Consider the following 22,316-nt stretch of genomic DNA (forward strand, 5'->3'; position numbering starts at 1 on the left):
GGCCGACAGCGTCGGCCGGCGGTCCGTCGGCCATGACCCGGCCTGCTGGCAGGCGATCGCCAGGAGCTCCGCCCGGCGATCGCCAGGAGCTCCGCCCGGCGATCGCCAGGAGCTCCGCCCGGCGATCGCCAGGCCTGTCAGTACGCGCTGTTGACGTTGTCGATCGAGCCGTACCGGTGGGCGGCGTAGTTGCACGCGGCCGTGATGTTCGCCACCGGGTCGTAGGGGTCGAGCGACGTGCCGGGCACGTGGTACGCGGCGAAGGTGGGGTCGATGACCTGGAGCAGACCCTTGGACGGGATGCCCTTACGGGCGTTGGAGTCCCACAGGTTGATGGCCTTCGGGTTGCCGGACGACTCGCGCATCACATTGCGGTAGATGCCGTTGTACGTGCCGGGGATGCCGTGCTGGGCCATGACATCCAGCGACTGGCGGATCCAGCTGTCGAGGTTGGCGCCTCGGGTCGTCACGCTCTTGGCGGTGACGGCGGCGGCCGTCGCCGGCTTGGCGGGTGCGGCGGAAGCGCTGGTCGCTCCCAGGACGGGCAGGGCGAGAACGGCGGCACCCGTCCCCGCGATGGCGAGGGCACGGGTGAGACGGGCGGCCTTGGAGGCGCGGTCCTGACGGCGTGCGGGCAGTGCGAAAGCGGACATGTCGCATTCCTCTCCGGCGCCTGCGAGGTGAGCTGTCGGGTTCGGGCGGGGAGGTGCCCGGCCGCGTCCTCGATGCCGAGGCCGCGGCTTCACCCCTAGCCGTTCCGGTGCGGTGTCCGGATCGGCGGTCTACCTGGGTCCCCCGCTCCTGCCGTCGTGGGTGGATGGGCTCCCGAGCGGCGGCAGGATTCGGCGTTCCGCTCGGATCGAGGGGAACGTATGCGAGAGCACATGTCGGGAACAAGACTGCAAGTCACAGTCCTTCCGAATTGACCTTGAAATGGGGGAATAAGGTGGGTGATCCAGTTTGTTGAGGGCGATTCAAGTTGCTTTTAGCAAAGGGTGAGTTGGCGACACGCCGGTGATGCCCCATCTGTCGCGCACGTGAGCTATTTCACTTCCGTCTGCGTGATTGTCATCTGTGCTTCATTTCACAAGGGGACTTTGTGGGCAAAACGGTCACGCGTTGCGGGGTCCGGTTCGAGCCTGCCGGGCGGGCGGGTGTCGGCCGTCCGGCTCGGACTCCGTTGCCCGTAAGGGGGGTTCTCGAAAGCGGTCGCGAGGTGGGGGTGAGCCTTCGGCTGGTGCGCGGCGGGCGCGGGCGGGTGCTCGCGGGGGGTCGCCCGGCGGCCGAAAAAGTGACTCTCGGTGGCCGAGGTGATGATGTCCGGGTGGGTGACGAGGGGGCGTCCGAGGCTTGCGGGGCAGGGGTCAAGGGGCTGGTTTCGCCTGCAAGGGTTATTTGTCGGTTATGTCGAGGAATACATGTTCGTATCAGATGATCAAGAACATGTCGTTCGTGATCCGATACCGCCCGGCCTGGAACAGTGGGCGCTCGTGGTGATCGAAACGTGACCGGATACGCTGACTTGAGTGATGGCGGCGACAGATCGACAAACGCGATAAGCCACGTCGACGGGCGACGTCATCGACCAAGTGACCGTCCTTGAGACCGACCGTGTGAGCGTCAGCAGACGTCAGCAGACAGGAGACCCCACGTGACCGTCGTCGGGCCGTTCGGGCTGAGCGTGCGGGACCAGGCTCTGGAGGCCGATGTCCAGGCCGGATTGGCGGCTGTCGAGGAGGGGTTGCTCGAGGCCACCAAGAGTGAGGTGCCTTTCATCACGGAGGCCGCGCAGCACTTGGTGCGCGCGGGCGGGAAGCGGTTCCGGCCGCTGCTCGTCATGCTCGCGGCGCAGTTCGGCGACCCGTACGCGCCCGGGGTCGTGCCCTCGGCCGTGGTCGTGGAGCTGACCCACCTCGCCACGCTGTACCACGACGACGTGATGGACGAGGCCGAGGTGCGGCGCGGGGTGGACAGCGCGAACACCCGCTGGGGCAACTCGGTCGCGGTCCTCACGGGTGACTTCCTGTTCGCGCGGGCGTCGCACATCCTGGCCGATCTCGGTCCGGAGGCGGTCCGCATCCAGGCGGAGGCGTTCGAGCGCCTGGTCACGGGGCAGATCCTGGAGACGGCGGGTCCGCGGGACGGCCGGGACCCGGTGGACCACTACCTCGACGTCCTCGGCGGCAAGACTGGCTCGCTGGTGGCGGTGGCGTGCCGCTTCGGGGCGATGATGTCGGGCGCCGACGAGACGGTCGTGGACGTGCTCACGCAGTACGGCGAGCGGCTGGGCGTGGCGTTCCAGCTCGCCGACGACGTCCTGGACATCGCGTCGGACTCGCGCGAGTCCGGGAAGACGCCCGGGACGGACCTGCGTGAGGGCATCCCCACCCTTCCGGTGCTGCGGCTGCGCGAGCAGATGGAGCGCGTGGGGCTGCCCGAGGACATCGCCCTGTGCGAGCTCCTGGACTCCGACCTCACGGATGACGCGCGGCACGCCGAAGCCCTCGCCCGGCTGCGCGTCCACCCGGCCCTGGAGCAGGCGCGCCGCGACACGGTCCGCTACGTGGAGGACGCCCGCTCGGGTCTGGCCCCGCTGCCGGAGTGCGGCGCGAAGGCGGCCCTGATGGAGCTGTGCGACGCGGTGGTGCACCGGGCGGGCTGAGGCCGCTCACGGGCCACCCTCGCGGGGTGGCCCGTACGCCCCTCTGCGTGACTGGCCATGTCCCCCGGGTGACGGTTTTGGGGGGTGGAGTGGTCAGGGCCGCTCGGCTGGATCGAGTCCGGACTGAGATCGGCTCCGTACTCATACCCGAAAGCTGACGCCGGGAGCGTCAGCCGGGAAACGGGGACTACGCCCTCGTGCAGCACCGGGCGGCGAGATTCCGGCAGCTCCGACCAGCGAGATTCCGGCAGCACCGGGCGGCGAGTCGGCCCCGGGGCGGCGCCTTCTCCGTAGAACCCCTACGGGTCGGGGCGGGCGCCGCTCCCGCGATGTCATACCCCAGGATTACGTGGAGTTGGGCCCGCGGTCTGACGCTTCTGCCGGGCCGATTTGGTCAGATGGGGGACACCACCTCAAAGGAGTTCGGGTGAGAATGGCGGCACAGGGGTGGGCCAGGGCACGGACGGTAGGCCGCCGCCGACGACGGAGGTAAGGCACACATGGCACCGTACGAATCCGACGGCAGCACACCCGCCGGCGAGGCCGAGGACGTACGCGACGGGCGGCGCACCGCCGCCCGGTACGTCGTCCCGGTCGCGGTGGTGGGGGTGGCGGCCGCGACCATCGGGCTCGTCCCGGCATTCGCCGGATCCGGCGACCCCAACCTGCCGAAGATCAGCGCTCAGCAGCTCATCGAGAAGATCGCCAAGTCGGACGTCCAGCAGGTGTCCGGCACGGTGAAGATCAGCACGGACCTGGGCCTGCCCAACCTGGGCGGTCTGCAGAACAGCCTCGCCTCGGGCGCGCTCTCGCAGGGCGCGGGCGGCAAGGACGGCTCGGCCGCGGACCCGAGCGCCAAGCTGCTGGAGCTTGCCTCGGGCACGCACACCCTTCGGGTCGCCGCCGACGGCGAGGACAAGCAGAAGGTCTCCCTCATCGAGAAGGCCGCCGAGTACAGCGTCATCCGCAACGGCGACCAGGTGTGGGCCTACGACAGCGCGTCCAACGAGGCGTACCACGCGACCGGCGCGGGCGACCACAAGGGCGCGAAGGCGGCGCCCGAGAACATGCCGGCCACGCCGAAGGACCTGGCCGAGGAGGCCCTCAAGGCCGCCGACAAGACGACATCGGTCACGGTCGACGGCACCGCGCAGGTCGCGGGCCGGGACGCGTACAAGCTGCTCATCAGGCCCAAGCAGTCGGGTACGACGGTCGGTGCCATCAGCATCGCGGTCGACGCGAAGACCGGGCTGCCGCTGAAGTTCACCCTGACCCCGGCGTCGGGCGGCGCGGCCGTCGTCGACGCCGGCTTCACCGAGGTGTCGTTCACCAGGCCGGCCGCGTCGACGTTCACCTTCACACCGCCCAAGGGCACGAAGGTCACCCAGGGCGACGACCTGAAGGACAAGGGCACGGCGCGGCCCCACGGCACGGAGAAGCCGGCGCGCGGTACGGACAAGGCGGCGCCCGGCAGCGAGCGCAAGACCATCGGCGAGGGCTGGAACTCGATCGTCGTCCTCGACACCGGCAGCAAGGGCGGCCTGCCCTCGGACACCTCGTCCAAGGACACCTCGCCCAAGGGCGGCGCGTTCTCCGGCTTCCTGGGCTCCCTCGGCGACCAGGTGAAGGGTAAGTTCGGCTCGGGCACGGTCTTCTCGACCCGCCTGGTCAACGCCCTGATCACGGACGACGGCAAGGTGTACGCGGGCGCGGTCACCAAGGACGCGCTCGTGAAGGCGGCCGACGCGGGGAAGTAGCCCCTCGCACGGCACGGACGGCTGGAGCAGGAGAGTCCATGGAGGAACTGTCCGCCGCGGAAGGGGAGTCGCAGGACTCCAGGGCGGCGGTGAGCGAGCCGGAAGCCCAAGAGGCCCCCGAAGCCCGGGAGGCCCCGGGGCCTTCGGAGGCCCCGGAGGGTCCGGAGGCCCCGGTCATCGCCACCCGTGCCCTCACCAAGCGCTACCGCGGCGGGCAGCTCGCCGTGGACGGACTCGATCTGACCGTCCCGGCGGGCAGCGTCTTCGGCTTCCTCGGGCCGAACGGCTCGGGCAAGACCACCACCATCCGCATGCTGATGGGGCTGATCGAGCCCACGTCGGGCACGGCGCGCGTGCTGGGGCGGCCCATGCCCCGCGCCTCGCGCGCCGTGCTCCCGCACGTCGGCGCCCTCATCGAGGGCCCGGCGCTCTACGGATTCCTCTCCGGCCGTGACAACCTCCTGCGCTACGACTCCGCCGACCCCACCGCCGACCCGCGCACCCGGCGGGCACGGGTCGAGGCCGCGCTGGACCGGGTGGGTCTGACGGCGGCGGCCGGCAAGAAGGCGAAGGCGTACAGCCTGGGGATGAAGCAGCGCCTGGGCCTTGCGGCCGCCCTGCTCCAGCCCCGCCGGCTGCTCGTCCTGGACGAGCCGACCAACGGCCTCGACCCGCAGGGCATGCGCGAGATCCGCTCGCTCGTCAGGGAACTGGCCTCCGACGGCACGACCGTCTTCCTCTCCTCCCACCTGCTCGACGAGATCGAACAGGTCTGTACGCACGCCGCCGTGATGGCGCGCGGCCGGCTGATCGCGCAGGGCGCGGTGGCGGACCTGGCGACCGGCGCGCGCGGACGTCTCGTCGTGACCACTCCGGACGTGACGCAGGCGGCCCGCGTCCTGAGGGAACAGGGTGTCGCCGACGTGGTCGTGGGGGAAGGCCGGGTGACGGGGGATCCCCCGCAGGGAGAACCGGCGGACGTGAACGCCGCGTTGGTCACCGCCCAAGTCCGCGTCCGCGGTTTCGGCGTCGAACGAGCCTCCCTGGAGGACGCGTTCATGGCCCTGACGGGGGAGGGATTCGATGTCGCGGGCTGAGTGGGCGGGGCCCGACCGGGCTCCGGCCACGCGGAGACAGAACCCGTTGCGTTCCCTCGGGCTGCTGCGCAGTGAACTGGTGACCACCTTGCGGCGCTGGCGTACGCTCGCGTTGCTGGCCGTGCTGGCAGCCGTGCCGATCCTGGTCGGGATCGCCGTGAAGGTGGAGACCGGCGACGGTTCCGGCGCCGGCGGACGGGGCGGCGACGGCGGCCCCGCGTTCATCGCGCAGATCACCAACAACGGCCTGTTCCTGGTCTTCACCGCGCTCGCCGTGACGCTCCCGTTCTTCCTGCCGATGGCGGTCGGTGTCATCGCGGGCGACGCGATCGCGGGCGAGGCCAACTCCGGCACACTGCGCTACCTCCTGGTCGCCCCCGCGGGCCGCACCCGCCTTCTCCTCGTCAAGTACGCGACCACGATGGTCTTCTGTCTGCTCGCCACCCTCGTCGTCGCGCTCTCGGCGCTCGCGATGGGTGCCCTGCTCTTCCCGCTGGGCGATCTGACGACGATCTCGGGCACCCGCATCGGCTTCGCCGACGGCCTGGTCCGCGCCTTGCTCATCGCGCTCACCGTCGCCGCGTCGCTGATCGGCCTGGCGGCCCTGGGACTGTTCGTCTCCACTCTCACCAACAGCGGGATCGCCGCCATGGCGACCACGGTCGGCCTGGTGATCACCGTGCAGATCCTCGACCAGATCCCTCAACTGCACGCGCTCCAGCCGTACCTCTTCCCGCACTACTGGATGTCCTTCGCGGACCTCATGCGCGACCCGGTCTACTGGGACGACATGGTCCGCAACCTAGGCCTCCAGGCCCTGTACGCGGCGGTCTTCGGCTCGGCGGCCTGGGCGCGGTTCACGACGAAGGACATCACTGCCTGACCCAGGCGCCGAACAGGAGCGACGTCGCCCGAATAAGCAGCAAGAGGCGAACCGGATTCGGGACGGGTGGGGCTCAGGGCGGGTCGGATACCTGGGACAGGCCTGTGACGCTGCGGTGACGCCAGGAGCGTACGGCGGCCGGAGACTGTATGGACGCGGCTCCGGCACCGTGGCCGGGCTGAGGCGAGGAGGGGAAGGATGGCGCGTACGGCGCCTGCGGCACGTACGGCGGACACCGCGGGACGTAGGCGATGCTGCGCCCCGCCCCGCCCGCGTACGCTTGCCTGCCGTGTGCTCGTCGTCGTGGGCACTCCCACCGCCGCCCTTTCCTCGACCGACCGACCCGAGTGAGGGAACGATGTCTCGACTCAGCCGCGAACACGAGCGGGGGCACTCCGCCGCCGTGGCCGCGCCCACGGACGGGACGGAGTCCGGGATGACGCCGATCGAGGTTCATGTGCCGGTGGGTGCGCGGGACGGGGGTGCCGACGCCGATGGCGGGACCGGGGCGACCGTCGGCGGGACGCCGGTGGTCGCGGCACCGGGGGAGTCGGTCCAGCAGGCCGTCCTGAACCACCTCCACCGTCTCGCCATGACCACGGGCCACCCTGTCTTCGCGGCCGTCCGTGACGAGCGGATCGGGTATGTGGTGCCGGTCCGGGTGCTGGTCGACGGGTCGAGCGAGTTCACGGGGGAACCGATGCGGGTGGACACACCCGGGACACCCGCTCACCAGGCCGACGTGGCCGTCGCGGTGGGCGCCCCCGGCTCCTTCCCCGAGGACGCCCCCGTTTCCTGCGCGGTGGACGCCCCCGCACGCCCCGGAGGTGCCGTCAGCACCTGCATGGTGCGGTCGGTGCCCGAGCAGGTGCCGTTGATCAGGGCGACGTCAGGGCCGGCCCAGGTGTGGCCGGGGGCCGAGGGCGTACCTCCGGGCACGGTCCAGACCCCGACAGGAGTCTTCGGTCCTCCGACAGGAGTGTTCGGGCCCCCGACAGGAGCCTTCGCACCTCCGACGGCAGCATTCACTTCCCCTTCCCCGGCAGGAGCCTTCGGCCCCGCTCCGGTGACGGCAGGGGCCGCCGGGACCGCACGCGTATGGCCGGCCCCGGCGACCGGGCCGGACGAGCCGCAGTCACCGGGGCCCCGCTTCGGGCCCGTTCCCGGTGCGTACTCCGCGCCCGAGCGGCAGTCCGCCCCGGCCCCGCGCCCCGTCGCCGTCGTCGAGGAGGAGTCCAAGGAGCCGCCGGTACGCGAGTTCGACTCCGTCGCCGAGGCCGTGCTCGCGCCGGACCCGGACCTGGGCGGGCCCCTCGCCGAGCCCCTGGCCCGCATCAACGAGGCCGTGAAGCAAGGCCGGATCGCGGAGGCCGCCGAGACGGCCGAGCGGACCTTCGCCGAGGTCTCCCGAACCCTCGGCGCCGACCACCCCGATGTGCTGCGCCTGCGCGAACTCACCGCCTACGTCGCCTACCTCGCCGACGACCCGCTGCGCTCGTTCCGCCTCTCGCTCGACCTCGCCCGGCTCCGCCACCGGCTGCGCGACCCGCGGGGCGCGTACGGCCATGTGCAGAGCGCGGCAGCCGCCTGGCGTGCCGTCCGTGATCCGCTCCAGGGCCTGGAGCTCGGCCGCGATCTCATCGGGGTGTGGAGCGAACTCGCCGCCGGCCCGGGCCCCGCCGCGAACGACCTCGAGCAACTGGAGCGCGCCCGTACCCGAATGGGCCGTCTGGCCGGGCGCGCCCGCGCCGCCACCGGCGGAGAGCTGCCCGGCGCCCGGTGACCTGGGGGACCGTGGCCCCTCGAGGAGATCCCGCCACGGGAGCTGCCCGGCTACCGGGACTCGGCCGTTTCCGGGACCCACCCGTCCAGGACCTGTCCGTTTCCGGGACTCGCTTGTCTCCGGGACCTGCCCGTCTCCAGGACCCTCCCCGAGCTGGACGGAACCCCCCTCCGGCAGGAGCCCGCCGCCCCCGACTATGGCGTGGCGTCCACCGGATCGGGACCTGCCGCCACCTCGTCCGGTTTGCGCGGCGCGCTCACGGTACCGGTGACCGTGAGGGCGGAGCCCGGCCCGGCGGACCGGCTCCGGAGCGCGCGCGCCGCCGCGTGGGCCGTGCGCAGCGCGTCCACGGTCAGCAGGGCCAGCGCGAGCCAGACCAGCGCGAAGCCCGCCCACCGCTCGGGCGGCATCGCCTCATGGAAGTAGAAGATGCCCAGCAGGAACTGGAAGACCGGCGCCAGGTACTGCAGCAGACCGAGCGTGGACAGCGGCACCCGGATCGCGGCGGCACCGAAGCAGACGAGGGGAAGTGCGGTGACCACCCCGGTGGCGGCGAGCAGCGTCGCGTGACCGGCGCCGTGGGAGGTGAACGTCGCCCGGCCCTGCGCCGACAGCCACAGCACATAGGCCAGCGCGGGCACGAACTGCACGGCGGTCTCCGCGGCCAGCGACTCCATGCCGCCCAGGCCGATCTTCTTCTTCACCAGTCCGTATGTGGCGAAGGAGAAGGCGAGACACAGGGAGATCCACGGCGGGCTGCCGTACCCGATCGTCAGGACGAGCACCGCGGCGAAGCCCACCGCGACCGCCGCCCACTGGACGGGCCGCAGCCGTTCCTTCAGGAGCAGCACGCCCATCGCGATGGTGACGAGCGGGTTGATGAAGTAGCCGAGCGAGGACTCCACCACATGGCCGCTGTTCACGGCCCATATGTACACGCCCCAGTTGACGGTGATAACCGCCGCCGCGATCGTGACCAGCCCCAGCTTGCGGGGCTGCCGCAGCAGCTCGCCCGCCCAGGCCCAGCGGCGCATCACCAGCAGCGCCAGGCCGACCAGGAGCAGCGACCACACCATCCGGTGGGCGAGGATCTCGATCGCCCCCGCGGGTTTCAGCAGCGGCCAGAAGAGGGGGACGAGCCCCCACATCCCGTACGCCGCGAAGCCGTTCAGCAGCCCTGTCCGCCGTTCACCCTTCGACTTCTCGGCCACGGGCCCTCCTCACTCGCTCGACCGCTCCCGTGCGGCATCCAAGAAGGTAGCGCGAGCACCCCCGCCTGTCATACCCGTATCGCCATACGGTCATGACAGGCGGGGGTCGTGGTGATCGAGGACCCGCGAGAACCCGGCGGGTAAGTCTCAGTCCTTGAGTGCGGCCGTGATCGACTCGGCGACCGGCATGGTCGGGCGGCCGGTCAGGCGGGAGAGGTCGCCGGTGGTGACGGCCAGCTCGCCCTTCTCGATGGAGACGTCCACGCCGGCCAGGATCGCGGCGAGGGGCCCGGGCAGTCCGGCGCCGGCCAGGATGCCGGTGTAGACGTCCAGCGGGACGGCGTTGTACGCGATCTCCCGGCCGGTCTGCCTGCCCAGCTCGGCGGCGTACTCGGCGAAGCTCCACGCGGTGTCGCCGCTCAGCTCGTAGGTGGCGTTCTCGTGGCCCTCGCCGGTCAGCACCGCGACGGCGGCGGCCGCGTAGTCGGCCCGGGAGGCGGACGCGACCCGGCCCTCACCGGCGGCCTGGACGACCGCGCCGTGCTCCAGGACGGGGGCGAGGTTCTCGGTGTAGTTCTCGTGGTACCAGCCGTTGCGGAGCAGCACATACGGCACGCCCGACGCCAGGATCAGCTGCTCGGTGGCCCGGTGGTCGTCGGCCAGGGCGGCCGTCAGGCTGCCGGGGGCGCTGGTGTAGGCGAACAGTGCGACTCCGGCCGCCCTGGCGGCGTCGAGGACGACCTTGTGCTGGCCGACCCGGCCCTTGGCGAACTCGTTGCCGGAGATCAGCAGCACTCTGTCGCCGGCAGCGAAGAGGCCGTCGAAGGTCTCGGGAGCGTTGTAGTCGGCGACCGCGATCCGCACACCGTGGTGTGCGAAGTCGGCGGCCTTCTCCGGACTGCGGACGACGGCGGTGATCCGGTCGGCCGGAACCTTCTCCAGTAGCTGCTCCACCACGTGGCGGCCGAGGTGTCCGGTGGCTCCGGTGACGACGATGCTCATGACGGGAACTCCTTGTGGGGTGGGTCTGGCACTCACCCTAGGAGGGGCACTAACCGTTGGAAAGTACCCACTTTGAAGTAAGGTACTGGCATGACGGTAAGTGCTGCGCGTCCCTCCGGCGCCCCGGCAGTGCGCGCAAGGGACGCCGACGCGGCGCTGTGCCCCTACCGGCTCGTGCTGGAACATGTCACCAGCCGCTGGGGCGTTCTCGTCCTGATCGAGCTGCTCGACCGCCCGTACCGCTTCAGCGAGCTGCGCCGGGCGATCGGACGGGTCGGCCGCGTCAGCGAGAAGATGCTCACTCAGACCCTCCAGACCCTGGAGCGTGACGGCCTCGTCCACCGCGACGCCAAGCCGGTGATTCCGCCCAGGGTCGACTACTCCCTGACCGACCTGGGCTGTGAGGCGGCCGAGCAGGTGCGTGCGCTGGCGCTCTGGACGCAGCAGCGTATGCCCGACGTCGAGCGCGCCCGCCGGGCATACGACGAGGCCCGCACGCAGAGCGCCCAGGCCTCGTCGAACCGCGCGTGAGCCGAGCGGGGCCCGCGGGTCGGCCGCAGCCCGGCCCGGAGGCCGGGCGCGGGCGACCCGTGGGTGAGCCGCTCGTTCTCCCCTAGCCGACCACCGTCCAGGTGTCCCCGCCCGTCAGGAGCGCGGCCAGGTCGCCCTTGCCGTTCTGCTCGACGGCGGTGTCGAGCTGGTCGGCCATCTGCGTGTCGTAGACGGGCCGCTCCACCGAGCGGAAGACGCCGATCGGGGTGTTGTGCAGGGTCTCCGGATCTGCCAGCCGGGACAGCGCGAACGCCGCCGTGGGGGAGGCGGCATGGGCGTCGTGGACCAGGACCTCCGCCTCGTTCTCCGGAGTGACCGGGACGATCTTCAGATCACCGGTGCGCATGTCCCGGACGACACCGCGCGAACCCTCCGGCCCGAACCGGATCGGCTGCCCGTGCTCCAGCCGGATCACCGCTTGCTCCGCGGTCTGCTTGTCCTTGAGGGCGTCGAAGGCGCCGTCGTTGAAGATGTTGCAGTTCTGGTAGATCTCCACCAGCGCGGTGCCCGGGTGGGCGGCGGCCTGGCGCAGCACCTCGGTCAGGTGCTTGCGGTCGGAGTCCACCGTACGGGCCACGAAGGACGCCTCGGCGCCGATCGCCAGCGACACCGGGTTGAAGGGCGCGTCCAGGGAGCCCATCGGTGTCGACTTGGTGATCTTGCCGACCTCGGAGGTGGGCGAGTACTGGCCCTTGGTCAGCCCGTAGATCCGGTTGTTGAACAGCAGGATCTTCAGATTGACGTTGCGGCGCAGGGCGTGGATGAGGTGGTTGCCGCCGATGGACAGCGCGTCGCCGTCACCGGTGACCACCCACACCGACAGATCGCGACGCGAGGAGGCGAGTCCGGTCGCGATCGCGGGGGCACGGCCGTGGATGGAGTGCATGCCGTACGTGTTCATGTAGTACGGGAAGCGCGACGAGCAGCCGATGCCCGAGACGAAGACGATGTTCTCCCTGGCCAGGCCCAGTTCCGGCATGAAGCCCTGGACCGCGGCGAGAATCGCGTAGTCGCCGCAGCCGGGGCACCAGCGCACTTCCTGATCGGACTTGAAGTCCTTCATGGACTGCCTGGCCATGGCCTTCGGGACGAGGGAAAGCGCCTCGATCGTGTCCGTGCCTTCCGTGGTCGTCTCAGCCATCGATGGCCTCCTTGAGAGCCGCGGCGAGCTGCTCGGCCTTGAACGGCATACCGTTCACCTGGTTGTACGAATGGGCGTCCACCAGGTACTTCGCCCGGATGAGCGTGGCGAGCTGACCGAGGTTCATCTCGGGGATCACCACCTTGTCATAGTGCTTCAGAACCGGGCCGAGATTCCGCGGGAACGGGTTGAGGTGGCGCAGATGGGCCTGTGCGATCGACTCGCCCGCCGCGCGCAGCCGCCGTACCGCGGCGGTGATCGGCCCATAGGTCGACCCCCAGCCGAGGACGAGGGTCCGCGCCTGGTGCGGGTCGTCCACCTCCACGTCGGGTACCACGATGCCGTCGACCTTCGCCTGGCGTGTGCGCACCATGAAGTCGTGGTTGGCCGGGTCGTAGGAGATGTTGCCCGTGCCGTCCTGCTTCTCGATGCCGCCGATGCGGTGTTCCAGGCCCGGCGTGCCCGGGATGGCCCAGGGGCGGGCGAGGGTCTGAGGGTCGCGCTGGTAGGGCCAGAACACCTCGGTGCCGTCGTCCAGCGTGTGGTTCGGCCCCTGGGCGAACTGCACCCGGAGGTCCGGCAGCTCGTCCAGCTCGGGGATGCGCCAGGGCTCGGAGCCGTTCGCCAGATAGCCGTCGGACAGGAGGAACACGGGCGTGCGGTAGGTGAGCGCGATCCGGGCCGCCTCCAGGACCGCGTCGAAGCAGTCGGCCGGGGTGCACGGGGCGATCACCGGAACCGGTGCCTCGCCGTTGCGCCCGAACATCGCCTGGAGCAGGTCGGCCTGCTCGGTCTTGGTCGGCAGGCCGGTGGACGGCCCGCCGCGCTGGATGTCGACGACCAGCAGCGGCAGCTCGAGGGAGACCGCGAGCCCGATGGTCTCGCTCTTGAGGGCCACACCGGGGCCCGAGGTCGTGGTCACCGCGAGCGAACCGCCGAACGCCGCTCCCAGCGCGGCGCCGATCCCGGCGATCTCGTCCTCGGCCTGGAAGGTCCGCACGCCGAAGTTCTTGTGCTTGGACAGCTCGTGCAGGATGTCCGAGGCCGGGGTGATCGGGTAGGAGCCCAGGAACAGCGGCAGGTCCGCCTGGCGGGAGGCGGTGACCAGGCCGTAGGACAGGGCCAGGTTCCCGGAGATGTTGCGGTACGTGCCCACCGGGAAGGCCTTGGTGGCCGGCGCGACCTCGTACGAGACCGCGAAGTCCTCCGTCGTCTCGCCGAAGTTCCAGCCGGCGCGGAAGGCGGCGATGTTGGCGGCCGCGATGTCCGGCTTCTTCGCGAACTTCGATCGGAGGAACTTCTCGGTTCCCTCGGTCGGCCGGTGGTACATCCACGACAGCAGGCCCAGCGCGAACATGTTCTTGCTGCGCTCGGCCTCCTTGCGGCTGAGGTCGAACTCCTTGAGCGCCTCGACGGTGAGCGTCGTGAGCGGCACCGGGTGGACGCTGTAGCCGTCCAGCGTGCCGTCCTCCAGCGGGCTGGCGGCGTAGCCGACCTTCTGCATCGCCCGCTTTGTGAACTCGTCCGTGTTGACGATGATCTCCGCGCCGCGCGGAAGATCGCCGACGTTGGCCTTCAGGGCGGCCGGGTTCATGGCCACCAGGACGTTCGGCGCGTCGCCGGGGGTGAGGATGTCGTGGTCGGCGAAGTGCAGCTGGAACGACGAGACGCCCGGCAGGGTGCCGGCGGGGGCACGGATCTCGGCGGGGAAGTTCGGCAGGGTGGACAGGTCGTTGCCGAAGGACGCCGTCTCCGAGGTGAAGCGGTCGCCGGTGAGCTGCATTCCGTCACCGGAGTCGCCCGCGAACCGGATGATCACTCGGTCGAGCTTGTGCACGTCCTTCGCGCTCGCCGGTTTGCGCTGTTCTCCTACGACGGCTCCGTCGGCCTGCTCCGCTGTCCTGCTGACCTGGCTGGTCACTGAACTGGACCTCCTTCGAGGCGGCTGTCTGGGTGTGGCCGTCCCGCCGGCCTTCCCGAAATCAACCCTACGTCGGTAAGGGCCGCCTTCCCTCGGTATCTCGCACGATGGACACCGCCGAGAGGCCGTCCGACGACCTGATTTGCCATGATGTATCCGCCTCCCGGCGCTGCTTTCGAAGACGCTCCCTGTTCATCCTTTGGTGCTGGTCCTTCGGGGTGCTGCTGCGAGGCTGAGCCGACGTCCGGCCCGGCCCGACAGGCTGTCGGGCCCGTGCGTGCGCATCCTCTTGACTGACACAGTGTCAGTCGATCAGGAGTTGAGGTAGGTGAGTACGGCCAGAACACGCCGGTGATCCCCGTCGCTCTGCGCCAGGCCGAGCTTCAGGAAGATGTTGCTGACGTGCTTCTCCACGGCTCCGTCGCTCACGATCAGCTGTCGGGCGATCGCAGAGTTCGTCCGCCCCTCGGCCATCAGTCCTAGGACCTCCCGCTCACGCGGAGTGAGTGCGGCGAGCACGTCCTGCTTGCGACTGCGCCCGAGCAGCTGAGCGACCACCTCCGGGTCCAGTGCGGTACCCCCCTGGGCCACCCGCACCACGGCGTCCACGAACTCGCGCACCTCCGCGACCCGGTCCTTGAGCAGATAGCCCACACCGCGACTGGAATCGGCCAGCAGTTCGGTGGCGTACCGCTCCTCGACGTACTGCGACAGCACCAGCACACCGAGCCCGCGGTGCGCCTTGCGCAGCTGGACCGCGGCCCGGACCCCCTCGTCCGTGTGCGTCGGCGGCATCCGGACATCGGCCACGACCACATCGGGCAGCTCGCCCTGGTCCGCCAACTCGGTAATGGTCTTGATCAGAGCATCCCCGTCGCCGACACCGGCGACGACCTCATGCCCGCGATCGGTCAGCAGCCGGGTCAGGCCCTCCCTGAGCAGCACTGAATCCTCGGCGATGACCACCCGCACCCTGTCCTCCACGATCCTCGGCCCCCCGTGCCCTTCGTCTTCGGCCGTGCGTCTGCGCGTCCGGCGGTGCCCTGGACGGTCGACGCCCAGCCGCTCTTCGGCACCTCAGTATCGCGCGATCCACACTTCCACATCGGGCCTGTGGATAAGACTTCCGCAGCCGTGTTGGGGGGCGTTTCCGTGGCCCTATAGGGGGGCCGGTGGAGTGAGGCGGGGGCGGTAGGTCATGGGGCGGTGGATGGGGATGCGGTGGGGCGGCGGGTCGTGGGGCGCGGGTGGGGATGCGGCGGGCTGGCGGGTCGGCGGGTCGTGAAGGCGAGTAGGACCGTGGCGGATCGGCGGATCGGCGGATCGGCGGATCGGCGGATCGGCGGGTCGGCGGATCGGCGGGTCGGCGGGTCGGCGGGTCTGCGGGGTGGCGGGTCGTGGGTCGGTGGGTGCGCCAGGTGTCGTGGGCCGGGTGTGTTCCGGTGTTGCCCACGGAGGCGTTCAGGCGTTCAGACGTCCTGGTTGGGGTGCTCAGGCCGGTCAGGACGATCGCCATGGCAGCTCGGCCGTGATTCGGGTCGGCCCCCCGGGCGGCGAATCCACCACCAGAATGCCGTCCACCGCATCGAGCCGCCCCGCCAGCCCGGCCAGCCCCGACCCGCCGGAGGCGTCCGCGCCGCCCACCCCGTCATCCACCACCTGCAGCAGCAACCGGTCCTCCGACCGCCACACATCCACCGTCGCCCGCGACGCCCGCGCGTGCTTGCTGACGTTCTGCAGCAACTCCGACACGATGAAGTACGCGATCCCCTCGATCGCCGGCGCCGGCCGCGCCGGCAGGTCCACCTCCACCTGCACCGGCACGGTGCACCGCGAGGCCACCGCCGACAGCGCCGCATCCAGTCCCCGGTCCGTCAGCACCGCCGGATGGATCCCGCGCGCCAGGTCCCGCAGCTCCTGCAGCGCCGTCTTGACCTCCCCGTGCGCTTCCTCCACCATCCGCGCCGCGGCCCGAGGGTCCTGCACCAGCTTCTCCTTGGCCAGCCCCAGATCCATGGCCAGTGCCACCAGCCGGGCCTGCGCCCCGTCGTGCAGGTCCCGCTCGATGCGCTGCAGATCCGCCGCCGCCGCGTCGACCACCACGCCCCGGTCCGACTCCAACTCCACCACCCGGGTGGCCAGCCGCGACGGCCCGAGGAGCCCGTGCACCAGCAGCCGGTCCACGGTCGTCAGCCCCCGGACGATCCACGGTGTGGCCAGCGTGATCACCAGACCCACCAGTGCGGTCACCGTGATCTCGAACGGGTTGTCGAGGTAGACGCTGTGGGTCTCGTCGCCGTAGAGCTGAAGTCCGCCCTGACCGCCGTACATGGGGAACACCCAGAACCACAGCGGATACGTGAGCAGCGCACCTCCGCACGTCCAGGAAGTGACTCCCACGACGAACGCGAAGACCGCCCACGGGAACTGCAGCACCGTGTACAGCATGTGCCGCCACGACACCCCGCTCCTGAGCATCGCCCCGATCCAGGCCATCGGCCCCCGCCGTTTCACCACCAGGGGCTCGGGATCGGCCACCTCCAGCCGCAGCAGCCCCCGCGCCCGCGCCCGCTCCAGCGCCCCGAAGCCTCGGCATCCCGCGAGGGCCGTGGCGAGCACCGGTATCCCCAGGAACGTCGCCAGCAGGCCGGCGCCGAGCGAGAACATCGTGACGCTGTAGGTGAACATCAGAATCCCGAGGGGCAGGCTCAGCAGCAGATAGCAGAACTCACCCCAGCTGCGCCCCTCGAACGGCGCCCGCAGCACGACCGGAAGCCGGTGCGACCGCCTGCCGGCGCCCGGGAATCCCGGGTCGTCCCACTCTCCGTACCCCTGCCCGTAGTGCGTGGCCATCGGTGTTGTCCGTTCTTCTCGTCGTCCACCCCGGTGCAGTCGTCGGCCTGCTCGGCCCTCTCCGGGTTCGTACCTCCACCCTCCCGGTCCCGCGCCCGTCCGACCATGGAGCGCGTCGGCCTCTTGGGGCGGGGGTTTTCCCCACCCCGTAGGACGGGCGCACACGACCACACGGCCCTTGTATTGAAGGACGGCCAGGGAATGCGGCCCCACGTACGCAGAAGCGGCCGCACGCTCCCCCGTACGGCCGCTCCCCGCCCGCAGCCACCCGGCCCCCGTGCTCTACCGCCCGGGCGTCTTGTCCCCCCGGTCCCGCCACGGCAGTTCCGCCGTGACCGTCGTCGGGCCGCCCACCGGGGAGTCCACGACGAACAGGCCGTCGACCGCGCCCAGCCGCTCTGCCAGCCCCGCCATGCCCGTGCCGCCGTCGAGGCGGGCGCCGCCGTGCCCGTCGTCCCGGACCTGGATGAGCAGCCGCTTCTCCGCCCGCCACACATCGACGGAGGCCGACTTCGCCCCGCTGTGCTTGCTGACGTTCTGCAGCAGCTCGGAAACCGTGAAGTAGGCGATGCCCTCGATCGCCGCGGCCGGTCTCCGGTCCAGGCCCACGGTCACCGTGACCGGCACCGTGCAGCGGGTGGCGACCGCCGACAGCGCCGCGTCCAGGCCCCGGTCGGTCAGCACCGCCGGATGGATGCCCCGTGCGAGGTCCCGCAACTCCTGCAGCGCCAGCTTCACCTCGCCATGCGCCTCCTCGACCATCGCCGCCGCCGAGTCCGGGTCCTCCAGCAGCTTCTCCTTGGCCAGTCCGAGCCCCATCGCCAGATTCACCAGCCGGGCCTGCGCCCCGTCGTGCAGATCGCGCTCGATGCGCCGCAGGTCGGCAGCGGCCGTGTCCACGACCACCCCGCGGTCGGACTCCAGCTCGGCGATGCGTCGCTCCAGCTCGTCGGAGGGGGACAGCAGGCCCCGCACCATCGCCCGGTCCACGTTCGTCAGCCCGCGCGCCAGGAACGGCAGAACCGGCCACAGCAGGAACAGTGACACGAAGGTCACCGTGAAGGTCAGGATGCCCCAGGGCAGCCGGATGAAGTCGTACAGCATCGTCCGCCAGCCCACGGGGTCCTTCAGCGCCATCCACAGCCGCTGGAACAGCCTGCCTCTCCTGAGCAGGGACAGCGGTGTCGGCTCGTCCACCCGCACCCCGAGCAGCCGCCTGGCCCGTGCCCGCTCCAGCTTGCCGAGCTGCCGCGAGCCCGTCAGGCCGGCCGCCAGCACCGGGAGACCGATCACGGTCGCCGTCAGCCCCGCGCCCGTGGACAGCACCGTCACCGCGTAGACGAACCCCACCAGCGACATCGGCAGGTTCGCGAGCAGATACGCGATCTCCCGCCAGGTGTGCCCGTCCAGGGCGAAACGCGCAGGCGGCGGGTGCTCGTCGCCGTCCCGGACGTCGTGGATCGTCATGCGTTCGGTCATATCTGCCGGCCTTGTTCGGTCATGCTGTTCAGCCTGCCGTGCCGCCCCACGCGACACCATGAGGCGGGCCGCCGCGACGCGGTGGGGGAAACCCCACCTTCCGGGGGCGCCGAGGCGCGCTTCCGGGAGTGGTGGGCGCGCTTTCGGGGTCCCCTGAGGCGTGCGCGGAGTCGCACCATGGGTGTGTGAGCGGAGCGTACGAGGAGTACCGGCGCATCCCGAGGTGTGACGGGCTGCTTACCCTCTCTTTAGCAGGGCCTAGACTCCCGTGCGTACAGATCGTCGAACACAAGGTTCACCAGGGTCACGAGGTCAGGGAGCGAGGGGCTGACGTGCCGGATCCGACTGCCGTCGCTGTCATGGCGGAGACCGGGAGCGCGGGGACCGCCGGCTACGCGGGGAATGTCGTCGCGGCGGGCTACTTCCACTCCTACTCCGTCGTCGGGCTGCTCGCCGTCATCGGCGTGTTCTTCGTCGCCGTCGCCTTCGGCGCGGGCCGCCTGCTGCGTCCCGTCGTGCCCACTCCGGAAAAGCTCCTGACGTACGAGTGCGGTGTCGACCCCGTGGGCGAAGGCTGGGCCCACACGCAGGTCCGCTACTACGTCTACGCATTCCTGTACGTGATCTTCGCGATCGACTCGGTCTTCCTCTTTCCCTGGGCGACGGTCTTCGCCGCCCCCGGCTACGGCGCGGCGACGCTCGTGGAGATGTTCATCTTCCTCGGCTTCCTGGCCGTGGGCCTGCTGTACGCATACAAGAAGGGCGTCCTGGCATGGACGTGAACCCCTCCGCCACCTCTGCTTCCGCTTCGTCGGTTTCCGAGCCCGTGCTGCTGCCCGAGCCGAAGCGGCTCGGCGCGCTCGCCCGTCTCGCCCCCGAGCCGATGAAGGTGGTTCTGAACTGGGGCCGCCGTTACTCGCTGTGGGTCTTCAACTTCGGCCTCGCCTGCTGCGCGATCGAGTTCATCGCGGCCTCGATGGCCCGGCACGACTTCATCCGCCTCGGGGTGATCCCGTTCGCGCCGGGCCCGCGCCAGGCCGACCTGATGGTGGTGTCCGGCACGGTCACGGACAAGATGGCTCCGGCGATCAAACGCCTGTACGAGCAGATGCCTGAACCGAAGTACGTCATCTCCTTCGGGGCCTGCTCGAACTGCGGCGGCCCCTACTGGGACTCGTACTCGGTCACGAAGGGCGTCGACCAGATCATCCCGGTGGATGTGTACGTCCCCGGTTGCCCGCCGCGTCCCGAGGCGCTGCTCCAAGGCATCCTCAAACTCCAGGAGAAGATCGCACGCGAGTCTCTGGGGGAGCGATACGGCTCCTCGCGACCGTCCGCCGCCGCCCTGCAGAGCGGACTGGTCCAGCCGCCGTCGACCACCCTTGTCGCGGCCTCGGACCCGGGCTCGGGCGCCGGCGCGGACTCCGCTTCCGAGGTGGCGAGATGACCGCCATCGGCTGGCTGCCCGCATCCGTCCAGGACCTCTTCGGCCCGGAGGCCACGGCCGAGGAGTCGTACGAGCTCCTGACGGTCGACGTGCCGCCCGCGGGCTGGACCGCGGCGTTGCGGATCGCGCGCGACAAGCTGGGCTGCAGTTATTTCGACTGGCTGAGCGCGGTCGACGAACCGGGCACCGGCCTGCGCGTCTCGGCGCATGTGGTGGCCCTGTCCCCGGTCCGTCGTCTTCTCGTACGGACCACGGTCCCGCACGAGGCCCCCGTCCTGCCCTCCGCCGTGGAGATCTACGCAGGCGCCGCCTGGCACGAACGCGAGACCCACGAAATGTTCGGCGTCGCCTTCGAGGGCCACCCGGCGCTGGACCATCTGCTCCTGCCCGAGGGCTTCGAGGGCCACCCCATGCGCAAGGACTTCGTCCTGGCGGCCCGGGTCGCCAAGGCCTGGCCCGGCGCCAAGGAACCGGGCGAGTCCGACCACGGCGGCCCCAAGCGCCGGCAGATGCTGCCCCCGGGCGTCCCCGACCCGAACGAGTGGGGCCCCCTCAAGGGACAGCTGCCTCCGGCCCCCGCCCGCCCGGGCCGAGCCGCCGGCCGTGCTACGGGCGACCGCCCGGTGCGCCGCGCCCGCACGACAGCGGAGGGCTCGGCGAGCCAGGCCCCGGCGGGCGTCGAACCCGCGGAGGCCGCACCCGCGCCGCGCCGCGCTCGCACCGTGTCGGAAGGTTCGGCCTCGCAGCGCGGGGCGGAGCCGGGCACGGGACCGGCGACTCCGACAGGTCCGCGTCGCGCCCGGAGCGCCTCGGAGGGCTCCGCTTCGCAGCGTGCCGAGGGGGACACCGGGGCGGCGGCTGCCCCGGCTGGTCCCCGCCGTGCGCCGAGCGCGTCGCAGGGCTCGGCCTCGCAGCGCACGGCCGAGAGCACGGAAGCCGCCGCCCCGCCCGCTGCCCCTGCCGATGCTCCGTCCGGTCCCCGCAGGTCGCGCAGCGTCTCGGAAGGTTCTGCTGCGCAGCGCGCGGACGCCGCGGCGGCAGCGGGCACGGGCCACAAGCCCGCCGCCGCGCCGCGCAGCGCGGACGCCCCCTGGCACCACGCCCGCCCAGCCTTTGACGAGCCCGAACCGACCGCCCCCGAGCCATCCGTGAAGCCGGAGACCGGAGCCGGGCCCGCGGGGACAGGCACCGCGGCCGAGCCGTCCGGGACACTCGATTCCTCGGGTGCCGCAGGGGACGCCGCCCCAGGCGCCGCGGGGGACACCACGCCCGCGGCGAAGCCCGACGCAACCGAAGACGGGGGAACCCACCCCGGCCACACCGGTCCTGGCGAAGACCACCCGGGCGGGGCCGGCCCTGGCGAGCCCGGCTCCGGCGAGCCCCGCCCCGCCGACCACCAGCCCCCCAAGCCGCCCGCCCCGGACACGACCGTCCCCGACACGATCATCCCCGGCGAGACCACCCGCGACGATTCCCCCGGAGGCACGCAGTGAACGGCGCTCTCGACGTCGCTCTGCGACTCGTCGTCGTGTTCGTCGTCTTCCTCACTTTCCCCCTGATCATCGGCCAGACAGAACACAAGGTCATGGCCCATATGCAGGGCCGCCTGGGTCCCATGTACGCCGGCGGCTTCCACGGCTGGGCCCAGCTCGTCGCCGACGGCGTGAAGTTCGCGCAGAAGGAGGACGTGGTACCGGCGGGCGCCGACCGCCGTATCTTCCAGCTCGCCCCCGCCGTCGCCCTGCTGCCCTACCTCCTCGTTCTCCTGGCCATCCCGATCGGGCCGAGCCAAGGCGCGGTCGGCCAGGTCGTCGACGCGGGCATCTTCTTCGTCCTGGCCGTCATGGGTGTCGGTGTGCTCGGCTCCCTCATGGCCGGCTGGGCCTCCGCGAACAAGTTCTCCCTCCTCGGTGGTCTCCGTACGGCCGCCCAGCTCCTCGCCTACGAACTCCCCATGCTGCTCACCGCCGCCTCGGTGGCCATGGCGGCGGGCACGGTCTCGCTGCCCGGCATCGTCAACGCCTTCGAGTGGTGGTGGCTGCCCTGGCAGATCGTCGGCGCGCTGGTCTTCTTCGTCGCCGGTCTCGCCGAACTCCAGCGTCCGCCGTTCGACATGCCCGTCGCCGACTCGGAGATCATCTTCGGCGCGTACACCGAGTACACCGGTCTCCGTTTCGCCCTGTTCCTCCTCGCCGAGTACGCCGGAATCGTCGTCCTGTGCGGCTTGACCACCGTCCTCTTCCTCGGCGGCTGGCACGGCCCCTGGGGCGCCGACGGCCTCGGCTGGCTGTGGACCCTCCTGAAGACCGCGATCCTCGCCTTCGTGGTCATCTGGCTGCGCGTCACCTACCCCCGTCTGCGCGAGGACCAGCTCCAGAAACTCTCCTGGACCCTCCTCGTCCCTCTCTCTCTCGCCCAGATCGCCCTCACCGGCATCGTCAAGGTGGTGATCTCCTAACCATGTCCCGCCCATTGCCCGACCACCACGCCTCGACGACGCCCTCCGGGCGGCCCCGCCTGTCCATCCC

General features: G+C 71.0%; 19 protein-coding genes and 1 riboswitch. Of the genes, 11 read left to right on the forward strand and 8 right to left on the reverse strand.

What is annotated here, in order from left to right:
* Positions 1–137: 137 nt before the first annotated feature.
* Positions 138–638 (reverse strand): transglycosylase SLT domain-containing protein, encoded by a 501-nt coding sequence (locus ACWD5Q_RS23185; protein WP_451428995.1) that lies wholly within the window; start codon positions 636–638, stop codon positions 138–140.
* 19 nt (positions 639–657) lie between these two features.
* Positions 658–858, reverse strand: a riboswitch (cyclic di-AMP (ydaO/yuaA leader).
* Between the two features lie 443 nt (positions 859–1,301).
* Here ACWD5Q_RS23185 and ACWD5Q_RS23190 point away from each other — a divergent pair.
* The 6 genes from ACWD5Q_RS23190 (at position 1,302) to ACWD5Q_RS23215 (ending at position 8,182) form a co-directional block, all read left to right on the forward strand.
* Complete coding sequence (locus tag ACWD5Q_RS23190; RefSeq protein WP_451428937.1) at positions 1,302–1,508, forward strand: hypothetical protein; 207 nt, start codon at positions 1,302–1,304, stop codon at positions 1,506–1,508.
* Between the two features lie 143 nt (positions 1,509–1,651).
* A complete protein-coding gene (locus ACWD5Q_RS23195; protein WP_451428938.1) occupies positions 1,652–2,662 on the forward strand; it encodes a polyprenyl synthetase family protein in 1,011 nt (336 codons plus the stop codon).
* Positions 2,663–3,162: 500 nt separating this feature from the next.
* A complete protein-coding gene (locus ACWD5Q_RS23200) occupies positions 3,163–4,419 on the forward strand; it encodes a LolA family protein (protein WP_451428939.1) in 1,257 nt (418 codons plus the stop codon).
* A gap of 38 nt (positions 4,420–4,457) precedes the next feature.
* Complete coding sequence (locus tag ACWD5Q_RS23205; protein WP_451428940.1) at positions 4,458–5,516, forward strand: ABC transporter ATP-binding protein; 1,059 nt, start codon at positions 4,458–4,460, stop codon at positions 5,514–5,516.
* Positions 5,503–6,399: an ABC transporter permease gene (locus ACWD5Q_RS23210; protein WP_451428941.1), complete on the forward strand. Its 897-nt coding sequence runs from the start codon at positions 5,503–5,505 to the stop codon at positions 6,397–6,399. The genes ACWD5Q_RS23205 and ACWD5Q_RS23210 overlap by 14 nt, the downstream gene beginning before the upstream one ends.
* Positions 6,400–6,757: 358 nt before the next feature.
* A complete protein-coding gene (locus ACWD5Q_RS23215) occupies positions 6,758–8,182 on the forward strand; it encodes a hypothetical protein (RefSeq protein WP_451428942.1) in 1,425 nt (474 codons plus the stop codon).
* Between the two features lie 194 nt (positions 8,183–8,376).
* Here the strand turns inward: ACWD5Q_RS23215 and rarD are convergent, their stop codons facing one another.
* Together rarD and ACWD5Q_RS23225 are read right to left on the reverse strand one after the other, a co-directional pair.
* The gene (gene rarD / locus ACWD5Q_RS23220; protein WP_451428996.1) at positions 8,377–9,330 is read right to left on the reverse strand and encodes an EamA family transporter RarD; all 954 of its coding nucleotides are present in this window, start codon (positions 9,328–9,330) and stop codon (positions 8,377–8,379) included.
* A 210-nt stretch (positions 9,331–9,540) separates the two neighbouring features.
* Positions 9,541–10,395, reverse strand: coding sequence for an SDR family oxidoreductase (locus tag ACWD5Q_RS23225; protein ID WP_451428943.1), 855 nt, complete (start codon positions 10,393–10,395; stop codon positions 9,541–9,543).
* 90 nt (positions 10,396–10,485) lie between these two features.
* On the opposite strand from ACWD5Q_RS23225, the gene ACWD5Q_RS23230 reads away from it, so the two are divergent.
* Positions 10,486–10,926 carry a winged helix-turn-helix transcriptional regulator gene (locus tag ACWD5Q_RS23230; protein WP_451428944.1) on the forward strand — a complete coding sequence of 147 codons (441 nt, stop codon included), beginning with the start codon at positions 10,486–10,488 and terminating at the stop codon, positions 10,924–10,926.
* An 82-nt stretch (positions 10,927–11,008) separates the two neighbouring features.
* On the opposite strand, the gene ACWD5Q_RS23235 is transcribed toward ACWD5Q_RS23230, so the two are convergent.
* From ACWD5Q_RS23235 to ACWD5Q_RS23255, 5 genes are all read right to left on the reverse strand, one after another.
* Entirely contained in the window at positions 11,009–12,088 is a 1,080-nt protein-coding gene (locus tag ACWD5Q_RS23235; protein WP_451428945.1) for a 2-oxoacid:ferredoxin oxidoreductase subunit beta, read from the reverse strand.
* Positions 12,081–14,009 carry a 2-oxoacid:acceptor oxidoreductase subunit alpha gene (locus tag ACWD5Q_RS23240; protein ID WP_451428946.1) on the reverse strand — a complete coding sequence of 643 codons (1,929 nt, stop codon included), beginning with the start codon at positions 14,007–14,009 and terminating at the stop codon, positions 12,081–12,083. The genes ACWD5Q_RS23235 and ACWD5Q_RS23240 overlap by 8 nt, the downstream gene beginning before the upstream one ends.
* Before the next feature lie 312 nt (positions 14,010–14,321).
* Entirely contained in the window at positions 14,322–14,981 is a 660-nt protein-coding gene (locus ACWD5Q_RS23245; protein ID WP_451428997.1) for a LuxR C-terminal-related transcriptional regulator, read from the reverse strand.
* 528 nt (positions 14,982–15,509) lie between these two features.
* Entirely contained in the window at positions 15,510–16,862 is a 1,353-nt protein-coding gene (locus tag ACWD5Q_RS23250) for a sensor histidine kinase (RefSeq protein WP_451428947.1), read from the reverse strand.
* A gap of 282 nt (positions 16,863–17,144) precedes the next feature.
* Positions 17,145–18,341, reverse strand: coding sequence for a sensor histidine kinase (locus ACWD5Q_RS23255; protein WP_451428948.1), 1,197 nt, complete (start codon positions 18,339–18,341; stop codon positions 17,145–17,147).
* Positions 18,342–18,700: 359 nt separating this feature from the next.
* Here ACWD5Q_RS23255 and ACWD5Q_RS23260 point away from each other — a divergent pair, with 359 nt between their 5' ends.
* From ACWD5Q_RS23260 to ACWD5Q_RS23275, 4 genes are read left to right on the forward strand one after another with little or no spacing between them, the layout of a single operon-like run.
* Positions 18,701–19,123 (forward strand): NADH-quinone oxidoreductase subunit A, encoded by a 423-nt coding sequence (locus ACWD5Q_RS23260; protein ID WP_451428949.1) that lies wholly within the window; start codon positions 18,701–18,703, stop codon positions 19,121–19,123.
* A complete protein-coding gene (locus ACWD5Q_RS23265) occupies positions 19,114–19,788 on the forward strand; it encodes an NADH-quinone oxidoreductase subunit B (RefSeq protein WP_451428950.1) in 675 nt (224 codons plus the stop codon). The genes ACWD5Q_RS23260 and ACWD5Q_RS23265 overlap by 10 nt, the downstream gene beginning before the upstream one ends.
* Complete coding sequence (locus tag ACWD5Q_RS23270) at positions 19,785–21,281, forward strand: NADH-quinone oxidoreductase subunit C (RefSeq protein ID WP_451428951.1); 1,497 nt, start codon at positions 19,785–19,787, stop codon at positions 21,279–21,281. The genes ACWD5Q_RS23265 and ACWD5Q_RS23270 overlap by 4 nt, the downstream gene beginning before the upstream one ends.
* The gene (locus ACWD5Q_RS23275) at positions 21,278–22,246 is read left to right on the forward strand and encodes a complex I subunit 1/NuoH family protein (RefSeq protein WP_451428952.1); all 969 of its coding nucleotides are present in this window, start codon (positions 21,278–21,280) and stop codon (positions 22,244–22,246) included. Before ACWD5Q_RS23270 ends, ACWD5Q_RS23275 begins: the two co-directional genes overlap by 4 nt.
* Positions 22,247–22,316 lie beyond the last annotated feature (70 nt).

The sequence above is a fragment of the Streptomyces sp. NPDC002513 genome (assembly GCF_053595355.1).

Excerpts from the sequence above, each read along its gene's own strand:
- ACWD5Q_RS23235 (WP_451428945.1), bottom strand. The coding sequence starts at position 12,088 with ATGGCTGAGACGACCACGGAAGGCACGGACACGATCGAGGCGCTTTCC.
- ACWD5Q_RS23205 (WP_451428940.1), top strand. The coding sequence starts at position 4,458 with ATGGAGGAACTGTCCGCCGCGGAAGGGGAGTCGCAGGACTCCAGGGCG.
- ACWD5Q_RS23250 (WP_451428947.1), bottom strand. The coding sequence starts at position 16,862 with ATGGCCACGCACTACGGGCAGGGGTACGGAGAGTGGGACGACCCGGGA.
- rarD (WP_451428996.1), bottom strand. The coding sequence starts at position 9,330 with ATGTGGGGGCTCGTCCCCCTCTTCTGGCCGCTGCTGAAACCCGCGGGG.
- ACWD5Q_RS23210 (WP_451428941.1), top strand. The coding sequence starts at position 5,503 with ATGTCGCGGGCTGAGTGGGCGGGGCCCGACCGGGCTCCGGCCACGCGG.
- ACWD5Q_RS23230 (WP_451428944.1), top strand. The coding sequence starts at position 10,486 with ATGACGGTAAGTGCTGCGCGTCCCTCCGGCGCCCCGGCAGTGCGCGCA.
- ACWD5Q_RS23270 (WP_451428951.1), top strand. The coding sequence starts at position 19,785 with ATGACCGCCATCGGCTGGCTGCCCGCATCCGTCCAGGACCTCTTCGGC.
- ACWD5Q_RS23200 (WP_451428939.1), top strand. The coding sequence starts at position 3,163 with ATGGCACCGTACGAATCCGACGGCAGCACACCCGCCGGCGAGGCCGAG.
- ACWD5Q_RS23260 (WP_451428949.1), top strand. The coding sequence starts at position 18,701 with ATGGCGGAGACCGGGAGCGCGGGGACCGCCGGCTACGCGGGGAATGTC.
- ACWD5Q_RS23255 (WP_451428948.1), bottom strand. The coding sequence starts at position 18,341 with ATGACCGAACGCATGACGATCCACGACGTCCGGGACGGCGACGAGCAC.
- ACWD5Q_RS23225 (WP_451428943.1), bottom strand. The coding sequence starts at position 10,395 with ATGAGCATCGTCGTCACCGGAGCCACCGGACACCTCGGCCGCCACGTG.
- ACWD5Q_RS23215 (WP_451428942.1), top strand. The coding sequence starts at position 6,758 with ATGTCTCGACTCAGCCGCGAACACGAGCGGGGGCACTCCGCCGCCGTG.
- ACWD5Q_RS23265 (WP_451428950.1), top strand. The coding sequence starts at position 19,114 with ATGGACGTGAACCCCTCCGCCACCTCTGCTTCCGCTTCGTCGGTTTCC.